The following is a 15,135-nucleotide window of genomic DNA, read 5'->3' on the forward strand; positions in this document are numbered from 1 at the left end:
GGTTTCAATAGGTCACTTGGTAGAGAAGATTCTTACTACTTTTTCATCAATTGGCAAATTCGATCGATAGTATTTAACTATTTACCCGGTGCGTGATAGGACGGCTTCTGGTTGCACAGCCCCTTCGAATTCCTCATGCGCCCATCCTGAAGATGGCAAGTGCCGGCAAGACACTTAGCGCATCGCTCCGTCCACCCCGGCCGCTTGAAAACTCGCCATCTCGCGCAGCACGCGGCATGCCGACTCCAGCAACGGCCAAGCCAGAGCAGCACCTGAGCCTTCTCCCAGGCGCAGCCCCAGGTCCAGCAGCGGCTGCGCCTGCAAAGCCTGCAGCATGTGGCCATGGCCCCGTTCGCCGGAGCGATGGGCAAACACACAGCGCTGCAGCACGGCAGGCGCCAGGCGCACGGCCACCAGCACAGCCGCGCAGGTGATGAAGCCGTCGACCACGATCACACGACGCTCGGCGGCGGCCTGCAGCACGGCGCCGGTGAGCGTGGCGACTTCAAAACCACCCAGGGCGGCCAGGGCCTCCAAGGGCTGCGTAGCACCGGCGTTGGCCGCCAGCGCCTGCTCCAGCACGGCCTGCTTGCGCGCGATGCCTGCCGCATCCAGTCCCGTACCGGCACCCGTGCACTCGGCCAGCGGCACGCCCGCCAGACGCGCCAACAGCAGCGACGCCACGGACGTGTTGCCAATACCCATCTCGCCCAGCAGCAGCGCGTTGCCGGGCATGGCGCGCACGATATCCATGCCGTTGCGCAGCGCCTGGGCGCACTGCGCCTCGGTCATCGCAGGGCCGACGCTCGCGTCCTGCGTGCCCGCCGCCACGCGGCAGTGCACCAGGCGCGGCGCACCGGGAACGGCGTCGCGCGCGGGTACTTCGCGCGCCACGCCGCAGTCGGCCACGGTGAGCTGAAGGCCGTGCTGGCGCGCCAGCACGCTCACGGCTGCGCCGCCTGCCAGAAAGTTCTCGACCATCTGCCAGGTCACGTCGCTCGGATAGGCCGATACGCCTTTGGCCGCCAGGCCATGGTCGCCCGCGCACACCAGCATCTGCGGCGCCTGCAGCATGGGTGATTCGGTACCTTGGGTCTGGCCCAGACGGAGGGCAAGCTGCTCCAGGCGCCCCAACGCACCCAGTGGTTTGGTCTTGTTGTCCAGCTTGTGTTGCAGGGCCTGCGTCAGTGGCAGATCGGTGAGGTCAGCAACGAAAGGCAGGTCGATGATCATGGCGTGTTTCGATTGTCAAAAAAAGGTCCAGCGCGGCCCCGACTCACGGGGCGCACATCAAGAGGTGGCCGTATTGCGGGGCGGGCCCCATGCGTTGTGGCTGGCTTATGCCGGTGCGGTCTGGCGACTGCACTGCGCCGCAGCCTGGTCGCACCGCAGATGCGCGATGAGCGGCTGCTGGTCGTCGCGCTGCCCCCATTGCTCGAAGTACACCAGGTCTTCCACGGGCAGGCGCGGAAGCCAGCCAGCGGTTTCCAGTTCGGGCTTGGCATGGAAGTGGCTGGGCGGTCTCAAATCTGAAGTGCAACACCCTCACCAAGGGTAATGTACGCAAATGGGAACGAGATACGAGCACTTGCAGCCAGAAGACAGAGTGACGCTGGCATCGCTGCGCCAGCAGGGCTGGAGCATCAGGGCCATAGCCCGCCTTCAAGGCCGCAGCCCCAGCACCATCAGCCGTGAGTTGCGGCGCAACGCCTGCCACGGCGGTTACGCCAGCGCGCCTGCGCAGCGTCTGTGCCAGCTGCGGCGCATTCAGGCCAAGCCATACCCCAAGCTGCACAGCTGCGGGGCGTTGTGGACTCTTGTGACCACCATGCTGTGCTGGCTGTGGTCGCCCCAGCAGATTGCACGCACACTCCAGCGCATGTATCCCCAGGACCCAACCATGCATGCCTCGCACGAGAGCATCTACACCGCCATCTATGCATACCCACGCGGTGAGTTGCGCCGCCAGCTCATCGCACTGCTGCGCCAAGGCAAGAGTACACGCCGCCCGCGTTCAGCAGGCTCTGATCGGCGTGGTCAGATTCCAGACATGGTCTCTATCCATGTTCGCCCACCCGAGGTCAATGATCGCGTGATCCCGGGGCATTGGGAGGGGGATCTGATCAAGGGTGCTGGCAACCAATCGGCGGTGGGTGTGCTGGTAGAGCGCTCAACGCGCTTGGTGCTGCTGTGCAAGATGCCTGACGCATCCGCAGACAGTGCGCTGGCCGCGTTCACCAACAAGCTGCGCCAGATCGCACAGCCGATGCGCCAGACGCTCACCTACGACCAGGGCAAGGAGATGGCCCGGCACAAGGAACTCGCCCAAGCCCTTGGCATGCGGGTGTACTTTTGTGATCCGCACAGCCCTTGGCAAAAAGGCAGTTGTGAGAACACGAATGGGCTGCTGCGCCAGTTCATGCCCAAGGGCACAGACCTGAGCATGCATGACCAGGATGCGCTGGACTCCATGGCCGATCTGATGAACAACCGTCCTCGTCAGACTCTCGGCTGGGATTCTCCCTACCAGGCTTTTCAGCGATTCATGGCGGCTATCGCCGAGAAAAGCTCCGCTACCATTCATTGAATATCAACCAGCGGTGTTGCACTTCAGATTTGAGACCGCCCTGACATAGCCGACACACAGGTAGGCGATGGGGGTGATGCCCTTGGGAATACCCAGCGCCTGCTGCAGGTCGGCCTGGTGAAAGATGCTCACCCATCCCACCCCAAGCCCCTCGGCGCGCGCGGCGAGCCACAGGTTTTGCACGGCACAGACGCTGCTGTACAGGTCCATGGTTTTCATGTGGGTACGCCCTACCACCACCGGACCGGTGCGCTCGCGGTCGCACGTGATGCAGATGCCGATGGGCGACTCCAGAATGCCCTCGAGCTTGAGACGCTGGTACACCGCGCGCTTGTCGCCCTCGAACATACCGGCCGCTTCGGCATGGGCCTTGGCGAAGGCATCATGCACCCGGCGCTTGGTGTCCTGCGAACGCACCACCAGGAAGTTCCATGGCTGCATGAAGCCTACGGAAGGCGCATAGTGCGCCGCGGTCAGGATGCGGCTGAGCACCTCGTCTGGTACCGGGGTGGGCAGAAACTGCCCGCGCACATCACGGCGTGAAAAGATGGTGTGGTAAATGGCGTCGCGGGCCTCTTGCGTAAAGGCGTGAACGCTTTGCGTGGCTTGCGCCTGCGCGGTATTCATGGCAGTCCCCTGTGCGTGAATAAGGATCTATCCGCAAATTAAACTATGTTCCTGAGTCGCCCGTGATGCGGCGCAGGAGATGTAGATGGCCAAGGTGCATGCCAATTCGTGGGAAGTGACGGACGAGTTCTGGAGCCGGGTGGAGCCGCTGGTGCCGCAGCCTGCGCGCGATCCTGACAAGCAGTACAAGCGCGCAGCCGGAGCGGGCCGCCCGAGCAAACCGCCACGGCTGGTGTTCGAGGCCATCATGTATGTGCTGCGCACTGGCTGCCAATGGAAGGCATTGCCTGCTGAGCGCTTCGGCAGCGCCAGCGCGATCCATCAGAAGTTCATGCTGTGGTCCAAGGCCGGGTTCTTTGAGAACCTGTGGCGTGCAGGTCTTGCTGAGTACGATGATTTCGAAGGCGTTGCCTGGCGCTGGCAAAGCATTGATGGGGCCATGTTCAAGGCGCCACTGGCGCAAGAGGCTGTGGGGCGCAACCCGACGGATCGGGGGAAAAAAAGGCAGCAAGCGTCACCTGCTGGTGGACGGGCGTGGCGTCCCGTTGTCACTCGTCGTGACCGGGGCCAACGCGCACGACGTGACGCAACTTGAGGCCGTGCTGGCGTCCTGCATGATCAAGCGCCCCACACCCAAGCAGCGACGCAGCAAGCACCTATGCGCTGATGCCGGCTACCGGGGAAAGAACGCCATGAAGATCATCCTGGCCCACGGCTATATCCCGCATGTAGTGGGCCGCAAGAGCGAGGCAGAGCGCAAGAAACGCAATCCGCAGAAGAAGGCGCGCCGCTGGGTAGTGGAGGCATGCCATGGGTGGTTCAACAGATTCCGCAAGCTGCTCGTGCGCTACGAAAAGCTGGAGCACACGTTTCTCGCGCTTAACCATCTGGCCGCTGCCATCATCACCTTGCGAAAGATCAGTCTACCTGTCAATATTATTTACGGATAAATCCTAAGTCGCACGCTGCCTGGCCTTGCAGCGCGATGAACGTTCAGGCCGGTCTTCTGGCTTGGATTCATCTGATCCGCCGCGCCTTCCCGGCCTTGGCGGCCAGTGGCATTGAGCGGGGGTCATCTTCCTTACAGCGTTGGGCACGCGGCGGACTCCAACCGCCTTCCCGATTCTCCCTTTGCCTTGCGGCAGCGGGCACCTGAGGACGGGGATGATAACAACCGCAGTTCAACCGCAGTTATCGTCCTTTACTGCACAGCGAGGGCATCCAACACCCCAGGCTCGAAGTGCCGTGCGATGCCGGTGGCCAGCCTGTCAAACACCGCATCCAGCGTCGGAGCATCGGCACCGAACAGCGCCCGCAGCACGGCTGCGTCCTCGAACAGGCCGTGCAGGTACAGGCCCAGCACATTGCCCCCCGGGTTCTGCCACGCCAACCCGGGAATGAGTTCGCGCGCCACATCGCCGCTGGCTGCCATGGCCGGGTGCTGAGCAGTCTGGCCGTGGTGGATTTCGTAGCCTTGCACAGCCACGCCGGCGAGATGCCGCCAGGCGCCTTGTACGGCGCCGAAGCACTGGCGCGTGGACCGCACGGTCTTGGTGGCCTCGAAGCTCGTCACCAACGGCAGCAGGCCCAGGCCGGGGCCATTGCCGTCCACCCCCACGGTGTCGATCAACGCCTCGCCGAGCATCTGCAGTCCACCGCAGACTCCCAGCACACGGCCACCGCGTGCCGCATGCGCAGCAATCGCCGCGTCCAACCCCTGTGCGCGCAGCCAGGCCAGGTCAGCCGCCGTGGCCTTGCTGCCGGGCAGGACGATCCAGTCGGCGCCCTCCACATCCGCGGGGCTGCACGCCCAGGACAGACGCACACCCGGCACATTTTTGAGCGGCTGAAATTCGTCCAGATTGCTGATGCGCGGATACGCCACCACGGCGATGCGCGTATGCACGGCACCGACGGCGGTGGAGCGCATGTCGAACACGCCGTCCTCCTCGGGCAGGCCGTGGTTCCACTGCATCGGAATAGTGGCGACGACGGGTACGCCGGTCTTGTCCTGCAGCATTTGCGGCGCGGGCGCCAGCAGTGCCTCGTCGCCTCGGAACTTGTTGAGCACGAAGCCTGCGATGAGCGCGCGTTCTTCCTCGGGCAGCAACGCCCATGTGCCAAACAGGTGCGCAAAGGCGCCACCGCGGTCGATATCCGTCACCAGCAGGCAGCGCGCCTCAGCATGGCGCGCCACGCGCATGTTGACCACGTCGCTGGCGTGCAGATTGATCTCTGCCGGCGAGCCCGCGCCTTCGATGACCACCACGTCGTTCTCTGCCCGCAGTGCGTCCAGCGCCGCCGCGATCTGCGGCCACACACGCTGGCTACGGCCGCGCCATGGCAGTTGCGAAAGCTCATCGCTCACCTGTCCCAGCAGCACCACCTGGCTCTTCGTGTCGGCTTCTGGCTTGAGCAGCAGCGGGTTCATGCGCACGTCGGGCACGGCCCGCGCCGCCAGCGCCTGGAAATACTGGGCACTGCCAATCTCGCCGAACTGCTCGCCCGGTGCAGCCACCACGCGCGCGTTGTTGCTCATGTTCTGCGCCTTGAAAGGCGCCACCTTCAGGCCCTGGTTGCTGTAGTAGCGGCACAGCGCGGTGGCCAGCCAGCTCTTGCCCGCGCCGCTGGTGGTGCCCAGCACCATGACGCAGCGCGCCGGCCCGGGTCGGGTCTTGTTCATTGCGATTCCTTGTAGAGGCGCCACGATATCTCCAGCGCCCGCTGCGACTGCGGTGGCAGCACGCCCAGGCGCACATGCCCGGGCAGGCCAAACGAGGTGCAGTCGCGCAGCTTGACGCCACGCGCGCGCAGCCATTGCAGGAAGGTCCCCACATCCTGCACCGGCGGACATGCCGTGAAGAAGTTGGCGAGACTGCCCGGCGCAACGGCCCAGCCCAGGGCCGCGCACAGCGCCAGTTGCGCGGCCTTCCATTCGCGCAGGGTCGCCAGCGATTGCGCGAGCCATGCCTGCGTATCCGGCCGGACCCAGGCCGCCAACAGGGCAACACCGTCGGTACCGACTGGCCAGGAGGCCGCCAGCGCCTGCACAGCGGCGACATTGCCATCGGCGACCGCGGCACTCGGCGCAATGGCATAGGCCGCGCGTACGCCGGTCAGGCCCAGCGCCTTGTTGGGCGTCCACATCTGCCAGGCGACATCAGGCGCTACGGCGGCGGCTCCCTCCAGGCGCAGGGGTGCATAGGCGCAGTCCAGTATGCGCAACACGCCGACAGGGGCCGGGGCGCACCACGCCGTCAGTGCGGCATCGGTCGTTCCCAACGGGCTGGCGGGCTCGCACGCCCAGTGCAGCGCCGGCTCAGAAGAAGGTGTGTGGCGGCAGTCCAGCCCCCACACCTGGGCCGCGCGGGTGTAGTCGCCGTAGCCATGCGCGGGCACAACGACCTGGCGCACGCCGCTGCGTGCCGCGTGCGCGGTGATGCGATGAATGAACTCGCTGGCGCTGGCGGCGAGCACCACGCGCTGCACCGCCACGCCGTGGAACGTGGCAATCTGCGCGCGCAGCGCGGTGTAGGCCGGGTCGGGGTAGTGGATGAAGTCACTCTGCCGGAGCGCCGCGATGGCCTGCGGACAAGGACCGCAGGCGTTGGCGTTGGTGGAGAAGTCATGCAGCGGCACGCCCAGCGCATCCGGGCCGCCGTGCTGTGGCGCATGGTCAGACATGGGTGTGCACTATAGCTATCAATAACAGAGCTGTTACCGCAAGCGCTACAAGCGCTAGCAGTGTTTTTGATGCCAAATGCACCGCACGCTGCGTGTCCGCGGCCTGGGGCGCACGCCCGGGGGCGTTCAACACGTACACACCTGGTTTGGAAAGGCGCACCCCCAACGCCAGCGCCATCGCCCCCATGGGCCACCCGCCGTTGGGCGACGGCGTGAGACGCGACTGCGCGCGCAGATCAGTCAAGCGGGCGCCGTTGCCACGCGACACACCCCACAACAGCACCGCCGTGATGCGCGCGGGCAGCCAGGACAGCACATCGTCCGCACGCGCCGCCCACTTGCCCGCCCATTTCCAGTAGCGCCCACCGCGCATGCCGGGGTATCCCCACATCGCGTCGGCCGTATTGGCAAAGCGGTAAAGCGCCGCACCGGGCAGGCCCAGCAGCACGAACCAGAACAGCGGCGCAACCACGGAGTCGCTGAGATTCTCGGCCAGGGATTCAATGGCGCTCTCGCGCACGGCCGCCGCATCGAGCCCTTGCACATCACGGCTGACCAGCCAGGACAGTCGCTCGCGCCCCGCATCTAGCGACTGCGCCAGCGCATCTTCCACCGCCAGCACTTCCCCGCGCAGCATGCGCCAGGCCAGCAAAGGTTTCAGCAGCAATCCCACTACGAGCGCTGCACCCCAGACGGGAAGCAACGTGATGGCGACCCACTGCAAAGCGCCGGATACTATTAAAACGATAGCTGCCAGCGCGCACCAGACAAGCGCTGCAGCGCAAAAAGACCGTATATCCCGACCTGTGGCCTGCAGCGGCGCGATGCGCATCCCTGCCCACCCCAGCGCCCGCCCCATCCACACGACGGGATGAAAGGCAGCGGGGGGCTCGCCCCAGCGGCCGTCGATGGCCAGCGCCAGCAGCAGGGCGCAAGCCAGGAGGAAAGGATCCAGAGTCCAGAGCGGCATGGGGCGAGCCTAACGTGAATACAGATGCTCACCGATTAGTGTCCCTGCTTACCGTTCGTCTGGGTCGTCGCTCCACCCATCCATCCAAATGATGCCTAGTAAGCGTGTCATTCATAGCATGTTGAGCATGCGACCCTTGCACTCCCCTCGCTCCTCACGGCCCGCTCAGCCCTATCACCCAAGACACTCCGCTCGGGGTTTCACAGCCATCGAGTTGTTGGTCACCGTGGCTATTCTGGGCGTACTGGCCGCGCTGGCTGGTCCCAGCTTTACACCGCTCATTGAGCGCTGGCGCGTACGCCAAGCAGCGGAGGAATTGCAATCCACCTTGTATTACGCACGCTCCGAGGCCCTCAAACGAGGCGGGCGCGTCGCCATACAAAAGCTGGCCAACACCTCTGGTGGCTGTCAAAACGCTGGAACGACCCAGGACTGGGGTTGCGGTTGGATCATCTTTGAAGACCTGGACAGCAATGGCACTTGGAAAAGCTCCACCCCGCAAGAGCCGAAGTTACGGGAGATGCAGTTGGAAGGTAATGTCAACGTCACACGGCATCCCGGTGGCAACTCTATCAAGATCGACCGTTACGGCATGGCAAACGGCAATAACACCTTGCGCTTTGTCCTCTCACCTGCGGCAACCGGGGTGAGTTCCCCTGCCGTCACCACCTTATGCCTAAACGCAGGCGGACGGATCCGCATCCTGTCTGGCGAAGTCAACTGCAACTGACCATGACACACAACGCTGCCATCTCCCCATTCGCCCATCAACGCGGCATCACCTTGATCGAATCGCTGGTCGCGATCGTGGTCATGGCTCTGGGAATTCTGGGCATCCTGGGAGTGCAAATGCGCACGCTCACCGACACCCAAGGAGGCGTCCGGCGTGCGCAAGCCATTCGGCTGATTGAGGATCTGGGCGAACGCCTGCAGAACAATCCCGACGCGCTAGGCAACCTGAGCAAGTACACAGAAAAGCCCACGAGCAGCGACGACTGCGCAAGCGGGGCCTGTGCACCCGACCGGCTGGCCACCTATGACATCAAACAATGGCATTCCAGCGTGGGCGAAACATTGCCCAACGGCAAGGCCATTACGTTCATCCCCAAAGGCGGTCCGCGTCAACTGGGCGTTTTAATTGCGTGGAACGAAAACCGCTACAACCAAAACGGCCAGAGTTTCTCAGACGCCGACACAACGGCAATAAGAAACCGCATCTTAGGCGCCTCCGATGCCACCACCACCAGCCCGACACTGGCCACGGATGCTGATGACAACCCAGTGCGGTGCGTTGACCCAGATGACCCCAATAACGCGGACAAAACCAAAGGGCTCATCTGCCACCTGCAGTACATCCAGCCCACCCAGCGCTGCACACCATGGGGTGTAGGTGGCGGCACCTTGTACTGCCCCAATTGAGCGTGCCTATATGAAATACGATTTCGCCCCCTCGAAGACCGTGCTATCTAACGCGCATAGAAGACGCATCCGTCTTGCTATTAGCCAGCAAGGCGTGACATTGCTCGAACTACTGGTGGGTATAGCCATCGGCCTACTGGTTGTGGCCGTCGCATTGGGCGCACTGATGGTATCGCGCGGTATCACAGGAACGGTATCAGAGGCGACGTCCCTACAGCAACAAGCTGCTTATGCTTTCCGCGTGATAGGCCAACAGATCCGACAGGCCGGCAGCATGGAGTTGAATCTCAATCCCAGCATCGCCCTCTCCCCCGCGTCGGGAGCCAATCCCGCCATGAGTCCCGTCGCCTTCGATGCGCCCGATCCCACTGGAGTGCGGCCTCCATTCGTACGCGCGTCCAGTACGTTGACGGGAACAGCCACGCCCCTCAGCTTTACGGTGGGCTACCAGAACTACACCGAAGCTACCGTAGCGGCGTCCGACACGTCGCTGCTGCGCGATTGTCTGGGACAAAACCCCGCGCTTGGTGCCAGCGGCAGCTTGGGGGACACCCCTGTTCTTACAAGCCAATTTGAGCGCGACACCACCAAAAACGAACTTGTATGCAGTGGCGCTGGCGGTGGCGGCAAGCAGACCATTATGGGCAATGTCACGGACATGCAAGTTCGCTACGTGGAGCAGGCTCCAGGAACAACCACCCTGAAGTATCTACCTGCAAATACGCTCCCGAGCAGTTGGACCAACATCTATGCGATAGAGGTATGCCTTGAACTTACTGGCAACGAACCCGTCTCCACCCCAGACGCTACATACAAGAATTGCAGCGGCGCCGACACAGCCTACGGCAACCGACTCAAGATGATTTTCCGTACTGTCTACCAAATTCGAAGCCAAGGGCAGGTCTAGGAAAGCTGTCGCCATGCAAACCATTTCTACCCTTCCCTTGCGCTTAAGCCTGCGCGGCCAGCGTCAGCGCCAGCGCGGTATAGCCTTGTATGTCGTCATCGTGTTGGTTCTGCTGTCCATGTTGCTGGCACTTTGGGCCGCACGCAGTGCGTTGTTCAACGAAATTGTCGTGGGCAATGACGCCGATTACCGCCGTGCGTTCGAGGCTGCACAGGCTATGCTGCAAGATGCGGAATTCGATATTCGAGGTGTTACCCCTGATGGGGGAGCATGCATTCCGACACGGGGCAACTCCGATCTTTGCCGCCCTGCCTTGCAGCCAGGGGACCCCAGCGCTACGCCACCAGTTCCAGATACGCCCGCCGCTGAAGTCTATTTCGACATTGAAACCAAAGACCTCGAAAACCTGCTATCCACGATCGAAATAAAGCAGCCAACGATCAAGTGCTACAAGGGCATTTGCCAGAAACGTGCCGGTGCGCAAGATTTTTGGAACGACAGCACCACTTTGAACGCCATGCTTGCCGACGGCGTGGGGGCACGATATGGCCAATTTACAGGAGCCAGCGCTGAAGCCACCGCCAACCCTATCCTTGCCGACAGGAATGCTGGCAGAGGAGCTTGGTATTGGGTAGAAATCATGCCCTACGTCGATCCAAACATTTCCCTGATTGCAGGCATGCCTCCCGGCTCCAATGTGGAACGTTTTGCCCCATCCCGCAAGAAATTATTCGTCTATCGAATTACTGCTTTTGCCCGAGGCAATAAAGCCGGCAGCGAAGTCGTATTGCAATCTACCCTATCGCTTCAGGTTGCAGAGTAATAAGCGAATATTATCCACATATTTACCCATAATTACACTGGAGTCTCGCGATGCGAATTAATCAACACCCACAACGAAAAGCCCTCGTCATCCTGATGGCAGCAATATGGGCTCCGACACTATCCGCAGCCCCCCTTAACCTGGTTCCATACCCAGCAGGCACAGCATATAAAGCACCGATTCCGAACGTCATCCTGACCGTTGATACCTCAGGAAGCATGGGAACCACGGACTCAGGGCAGAGCAAGAGCCGCCTCGCCTATGTGATAGAAGGACTCCAGGGAACACTGGTCAATAGTTCGAAATATGACGATCAATTGCGACTGGCGTGGCAGTCTTTTACCTGCAACGACATCCCATCGAATAACGGAAATTGCGACGGGAAGAATGCCATTGGAAAATTCTCCGGCACCCACAAGACCGATTTTGGAACGTGGGTATCCAAACTTAAGACAGGCACATCCCCCGGCACAACCAATACACCATCTCATATGGTCGTCTGGAATGCTGGAGAATATTTAAAAACCACAGGCAGCAACAGCCCATGGAATACCGACCCAGGAACAACAGACAACAACCCATTGACCTGCCGGCGAGCCTATCACATCTTCCTGACTGATGGCGGCTGGAATTACAGCACCCCTGCCACTTATTACCCATCCAATCCGCCCAGCAAGGCCGGGGCCGCAGATGGATTTTCGTTCAATACCAAAATAAAAGCCACCGATCCGTTGGCCCAGGCAATGCAAAATGCCGATGGAAAGGCTGCAACCTTCCCCGACGGCACCAGTTATACCGTCACAAGCGCCAACGCGCAAACCCAGATTTACAGGGACAACTATGGCGGCAATAGAGTCATAAACAACAAAAGCGACAAAACCGACTACGCATACCCCACCTTGGCCGATATGGCATTTTATCATTGGGCAACGGATTTGCAGCCAGGCATATCGGATGGAGTCATCAAGAAGATAAGAAAATCAGGCCAGGAGACCTTCACATCCACGCTTACCAATGGCTCGCAAAAATCCGTAACCATTGACGAGTATTGGAACCCGAAAAATAATCCTGCCACATGGCAGCACCTGATTCAGTACACCATTGGCTACGGCTCTGCCGCCAGTAATCTAAAAAAATTGGTTGACACGTCGCCTCAATTTACAGGCGGCACGTACGGCATGTACAGCTCCGGTTTTTCTGATCTGATTACAGGCAAGACCACCTGGGATGACCCCACATCCACGGCCGCTGATTCGCACTACGACGACTATCGTCCACAGGAAATGTGGCATATGGCTATTAATAGTCGTGGCAAATTCTATCCGGTCTCAGGGGGCGATCTCACCAGTGTTTTTGCCGATATTTTCGATGACATCATCGCGGATACGACAGCACCCATCAGTGGATTTACCTCTGCGTCTGGTTCAGTAAGTCGCGTGGGTACGCAGTCGTATCAAACGAGCTACACGGCCGCAGACGAGGCAAACTCTAATGATAATCGTTGGTATGGATACGTAACCTCCAGTTCCATTTCCACCTCCGGCGCCTCTGTTCCCAATGCGGAGTGGGGCACCCACTCGGGTACCAACAAGCATATTACAACCGCCGACAAGCTTGATGCCATTTCCGCGTCTAATCTCAATAATCGTCTGATATTAACCTACGACAAGTACAGCGCCACCCCCGGGGGAGTTTCCTTCAAATGGTCCAACCTGGCTGACTCCACAACTGGGCCATCACAGCGTATGTGGCTCAACAAGGGTACCGTAGGTACAGGAACAACCACGCAGATTGCCACGGCCATTGCCGGGGACGGCAAGGGTGAAAGCCGACTTAACTTCATCCGTGGCGACCGTACCAAAGAAGCTCGGCAAAGCGGCGGAGAGTTTCGTAATCGGAAAAGCCGTCAGGGCGACATTGTCAATTCGTCAATCTGGTATGTAGGCGCTCCTGCCAATGGATATGCGACTTCCAGTTATAAAGCCTTTGCAAACACCCAGCGGGGTCGCTTGCCCATGGTATATGTGGGCGGCAACGATGGAATGTTGCATGGCTTTTCCGCCAAAGATGGAACCGAAAAAATCGCTTATGTACCCCATGGTGTTGTGCAGAACCTGGCTGCATTAGCAGATCCGAATTACGCTCATAGGTATTACGTAGACGGCTCTCCTTTTACGGGTGATGTTGATATAGGCTCAACCACTGCAGATTGGCGCACCTATCTTGTCGGTACCTTAGGTGCTGGCGGTCGGGGCTACTTTGTGCTCGACGTGACCCGATCGGGTCCAGACTCCGCCTATACAGGTACTGCCGCGCCGGCAACCAATTTCAAGGAAGAAAATGCCGCAGACCTGGTAGTGATGGACAAGACAGCCGCCCCATCCACGGATGCGTTGCCACCCAGCAAACCTGCAGACTCGAATGCCGACCCTGACATTGGTCATATTTTTGGCAGTCCTGTGGTTGCCGAAAGCAATCAGCAACGTGCATTGCAGATCACCCGAACCAATAATGGTCGGTGGGCACTTATTACTGGCAATGGTTATAACAGCATCAATGAGCGTCCCGTATTGCTCATTCAATACCTGGATGGAGACAAGTCTCTTAAGAAAATCATCGCGGCCGACAAGGATTCCACCCCTACCGTGCACGCAGATGAGGCAGTGGGCAATGGGCTATCCACGCCCCAATTCCTGGATGTAAATGGGGACGGAACGCCAGATTTCGTTTATGCCGGCGATCTGCGTGGCAACATGTGGAAATTTGACATTTCGAGCGGATCGGCTAACGACTGGCACGTCGCGTTCAGTGGCAACCCTCTTTTCAGAGCTACTTACACAAATTCAACTGGAAGTTCTAGCCGGCAACCCATTACGGCACCCCCTGTACTGCGGCCGAACCGCTCCATTGGTGGCCTGATGGTGGCATTTGGAACCGGCCAGAACTTGACCGAATTTGATCGCACAGACACTTCCACACAAACGGTGTATTCCATACTGGACAACACTCGCTATGAAGTTGAAAGCACGGGCACAAACAAGGGTAAGGTCAAAGTGAAAACGTCCGATCCCACACCGAGCACGGTAGGGGGACGCAGCGACCTGCAAGCAGAATCCGTCACGAATGGCACCGGCAGCGGCACTGCAGGCACAGGTGTCAGCGCAGGTAGGTCGTTCTGGAAACTCTCCAATACAGAAGTCATTTACTCTTGCGAAGGTGTGAGCGGCAGTTGCACAGCCAAGAAAGGCTGGTACATGGATCTGCCCGTAGCTGGCGAGCGGGTGACCTCCGGCTTCGATTTTTACGACGGCAGTAACATACTGGAAATCATCAGTGAAAAGCCCGCGTCTGGCAGCGCCACTGCCAGCGGCGAGGAAGTTTGTGCGCCGCAGCCTCAGGCCGCTCAACCCTTTCGCACGCTCATTAATATTGCAACTGGCTCGTCGGCTAAACCACCCATCATGGATGTGAATGGAGATGGAGCCTATACCGCCGCAAATGATGGAGGCTATGCACGCATGACAGCCTCGAGCAAGGAACTGCGGTTCGCTACCAAAGACAAACAGATCCGGCAGGGTAATGATGGCAAAGTAGATAAACTCGCCAAGTTACCTGAGCTGACGCTGCGACCCGGCTGGCGACAACTGAAGTGATGGAAAGATACGATATGGCAAATGGTTCTAGGCACCCTTTCAACAGGCGTTCGGCTCAAGGTTTTACGCTCATTGAATTAATGATTGTGGTGGCTGTGGTAGGAATCCTTTCGGCTATTGCCTACCCCAGCTATACAGAATATGTACGACGTGGTCATCGCGCTGATGCGCGCGCAGGGCTATTACAGGTACAACAATGGCTGGAACGGGCAGCCACTGCCACGGGGACCTACCCCACCAGCCTGCCAAGCGCCCTCACGTGGACCGCCGATAACACCAAGCGCTACAACATTGCCTTTCAAGCAGGCAATACCACCGCAGCCTATGTATTGACGGCGACACCCAAAGGCGCACAGACAGGGGACAAATGCGGTACCTATACCCTCAGCAATACCGGCGTGCGAGGAGCCGCCGGCAAGAAGTCCGGAGAGAGCGGTTACGACCCTGACTGCTGGGGCAAATAAA

At 60.2% G+C, this 15,135-nt stretch carries 14 protein-coding genes and 1 riboswitch; of the genes, 8 read left to right on the forward strand and 6 right to left on the reverse strand.

Going from position 1 to position 15,135, the window contains the following annotated elements:
* Window positions 1-174: 174 nt before the first annotated feature.
* Window positions 175-1,233: a nicotinate-nucleotide--dimethylbenzimidazole phosphoribosyltransferase gene (gene cobT, locus MRB47_RS13470; RefSeq protein WP_252100942.1), complete on the reverse strand. Its 1,059-nt coding sequence runs from the start codon at window positions 1,231-1,233 to the stop codon at window positions 175-177.
* 105 nt (window positions 1,234-1,338) lie between these two features.
* Window positions 1,339-1,527: a hypothetical protein gene (locus tag MRB47_RS13475; RefSeq protein WP_252100943.1), complete on the reverse strand. Its 189-nt coding sequence runs from the start codon at window positions 1,525-1,527 to the stop codon at window positions 1,339-1,341.
* A gap of 40 nt (window positions 1,528-1,567) precedes the next feature.
* Between MRB47_RS13475 and MRB47_RS13480 the strand changes: the two genes are divergently transcribed.
* A complete protein-coding gene (locus MRB47_RS13480; protein ID WP_252100635.1) occupies window positions 1,568-2,587 on the forward strand; it encodes an IS30 family transposase in 1,020 nt (339 codons plus the stop codon).
* 3 nt (window positions 2,588-2,590) lie between these two features.
* Here the strand turns inward: MRB47_RS13480 and bluB are convergent, their stop codons facing one another.
* Entirely contained in the window at window positions 2,591-3,214 is a 624-nt protein-coding gene (bluB, locus tag MRB47_RS13485) for a 5,6-dimethylbenzimidazole synthase (protein ID WP_252100944.1), read from the reverse strand.
* An 85-nt stretch (window positions 3,215-3,299) separates the two neighbouring features.
* On the opposite strand from bluB, the gene MRB47_RS13490 reads away from it, so the two are divergent.
* Window positions 3,300-4,164 (forward strand): IS5 family transposase gene (locus MRB47_RS13490; protein WP_252100767.1). Its coding sequence is split into 2 segments (ribosomal slippage): window positions 3,300-3,718 and window positions 3,717-4,164, totalling 867 coding nucleotides; the frame shifts between segments, so codons are not numbered across the junction.
* A gap of 28 nt (window positions 4,165-4,192) precedes the next feature.
* Window positions 4,193-4,385: riboswitch (cobalamin riboswitch) on the reverse strand.
* Window positions 4,386-4,415: 30 nt separating this feature from the next.
* Here the strand turns inward: MRB47_RS13490 and MRB47_RS13495 are convergent.
* The 3 genes from MRB47_RS13495 to cbiB are packed head-to-tail and all read right to left on the reverse strand — an operon-like array spanning window position 4,416 to window position 7,868.
* Entirely contained in the window at window positions 4,416-5,897 is a 1,482-nt protein-coding gene (locus tag MRB47_RS13495; RefSeq protein WP_252100945.1) for a cobyric acid synthase, read from the reverse strand.
* Complete coding sequence (locus MRB47_RS13500; protein ID WP_252100946.1) at window positions 5,894-6,898, reverse strand: aminotransferase class I/II-fold pyridoxal phosphate-dependent enzyme; 1,005 nt, start codon at window positions 6,896-6,898, stop codon at window positions 5,894-5,896. The genes MRB47_RS13495 and MRB47_RS13500 overlap by 4 nt, the downstream gene beginning before the upstream one ends.
* Window positions 6,891-7,868 (reverse strand): adenosylcobinamide-phosphate synthase CbiB, encoded by a 978-nt coding sequence (gene cbiB, locus MRB47_RS13505; RefSeq protein WP_252100947.1) that lies wholly within the window; start codon window positions 7,866-7,868, stop codon window positions 6,891-6,893. Before cbiB ends, MRB47_RS13500 begins: the two co-directional genes overlap by 8 nt.
* Before the next feature lie 127 nt (window positions 7,869-7,995).
* On the opposite strand from cbiB, the gene MRB47_RS13510 reads away from it, so the two are divergent.
* From MRB47_RS13510 to MRB47_RS13535, 6 genes are read left to right on the forward strand one after another with little or no spacing between them, the layout of a single operon-like run.
* Window positions 7,996-8,598 carry a GspH/FimT family pseudopilin gene (locus MRB47_RS13510; protein ID WP_252100948.1) on the forward strand — a complete coding sequence of 201 codons (603 nt, stop codon included), beginning with the start codon at window positions 7,996-7,998 and terminating at the stop codon, window positions 8,596-8,598.
* A 2-nt stretch (window positions 8,599-8,600) separates the two neighbouring features.
* Window positions 8,601-9,287, forward strand: a complete 687-nt coding sequence (pilV, locus tag MRB47_RS13515; RefSeq protein WP_252100949.1) for a type IV pilus modification protein PilV — start codon at window positions 8,601-8,603, stop codon at window positions 9,285-9,287.
* Window positions 9,288-9,297: 10 nt separating this feature from the next.
* Window positions 9,298-10,194 (forward strand): prepilin-type N-terminal cleavage/methylation domain-containing protein, encoded by an 897-nt coding sequence (locus MRB47_RS13520; protein ID WP_252100950.1) that lies wholly within the window; start codon window positions 9,298-9,300, stop codon window positions 10,192-10,194.
* 13 nt (window positions 10,195-10,207) lie between these two features.
* Window positions 10,208-11,017: a PilX N-terminal domain-containing pilus assembly protein gene (locus MRB47_RS13525; protein ID WP_252100951.1), complete on the forward strand. Its 810-nt coding sequence runs from the start codon at window positions 10,208-10,210 to the stop codon at window positions 11,015-11,017.
* A gap of 50 nt (window positions 11,018-11,067) precedes the next feature.
* Window positions 11,068-14,670 carry a pilus assembly protein gene (locus MRB47_RS13530; protein ID WP_252100952.1) on the forward strand — a complete coding sequence of 1,201 codons (3,603 nt, stop codon included), beginning with the start codon at window positions 11,068-11,070 and terminating at the stop codon, window positions 14,668-14,670.
* The gene (locus tag MRB47_RS13535; protein WP_411275698.1) at window positions 14,670-15,134 is read left to right on the forward strand and encodes a type IV pilin protein; all 465 of its coding nucleotides are present in this window, start codon (window positions 14,670-14,672) and stop codon (window positions 15,132-15,134) included. Before MRB47_RS13530 ends, MRB47_RS13535 begins: the two co-directional genes overlap by 1 nt.
* The last annotated feature ends 1 nt before the right edge of the window (window position 15,135 follow it).

Origin of the sequence: Diaphorobacter sp. LI3 (genome assembly GCF_022807955.1) — a bacterium.
Lineage (GTDB): Bacteria > Pseudomonadota > Gammaproteobacteria > Burkholderiales > Burkholderiaceae_C > Diaphorobacter > Diaphorobacter nitroreducens.

What these genes read in the sequence shown, in the direction of transcription:
- cobT (WP_252100942.1), bottom strand. Translation starts at nt 1,233, where the DNA reads ATGATCATCGACCTGCCTTTCGTTGCTGACCTCACCGATCTGCCACTG.
- MRB47_RS13480 (WP_252100635.1), top strand. Translation starts at nt 1,568, where the DNA reads ATGGGAACGAGATACGAGCACTTGCAGCCAGAAGACAGAGTGACGCTG.
- bluB (WP_252100944.1), bottom strand. Translation starts at nt 3,214, where the DNA reads ATGAATACCGCGCAGGCGCAAGCCACGCAAAGCGTTCACGCCTTTACG.
- MRB47_RS13495 (WP_252100945.1), bottom strand. Translation starts at nt 5,897, where the DNA reads ATGAACAAGACCCGACCCGGGCCGGCGCGCTGCGTCATGGTGCTGGGC.
- MRB47_RS13500 (WP_252100946.1), bottom strand. Translation starts at nt 6,898, where the DNA reads ATGTCTGACCATGCGCCACAGCACGGCGGCCCGGATGCGCTGGGCGTG.
- cbiB (WP_252100947.1), bottom strand. Translation starts at nt 7,868, where the DNA reads ATGCCGCTCTGGACTCTGGATCCTTTCCTCCTGGCTTGCGCCCTGCTG.
- MRB47_RS13510 (WP_252100948.1), top strand. Translation starts at nt 7,996, where the DNA reads ATGCGACCCTTGCACTCCCCTCGCTCCTCACGGCCCGCTCAGCCCTAT.
- pilV (WP_252100949.1), top strand. Translation starts at nt 8,601, where the DNA reads ATGACACACAACGCTGCCATCTCCCCATTCGCCCATCAACGCGGCATC.
- MRB47_RS13520 (WP_252100950.1), top strand. Translation starts at nt 9,298, where the DNA reads ATGAAATACGATTTCGCCCCCTCGAAGACCGTGCTATCTAACGCGCAT.
- MRB47_RS13525 (WP_252100951.1), top strand. Translation starts at nt 10,208, where the DNA reads ATGCAAACCATTTCTACCCTTCCCTTGCGCTTAAGCCTGCGCGGCCAG.
- MRB47_RS13530 (WP_252100952.1), top strand. Translation starts at nt 11,068, where the DNA reads ATGCGAATTAATCAACACCCACAACGAAAAGCCCTCGTCATCCTGATG.
- MRB47_RS13535 (WP_411275698.1), top strand. Translation starts at nt 14,670, where the DNA reads ATGGAAAGATACGATATGGCAAATGGTTCTAGGCACCCTTTCAACAGG.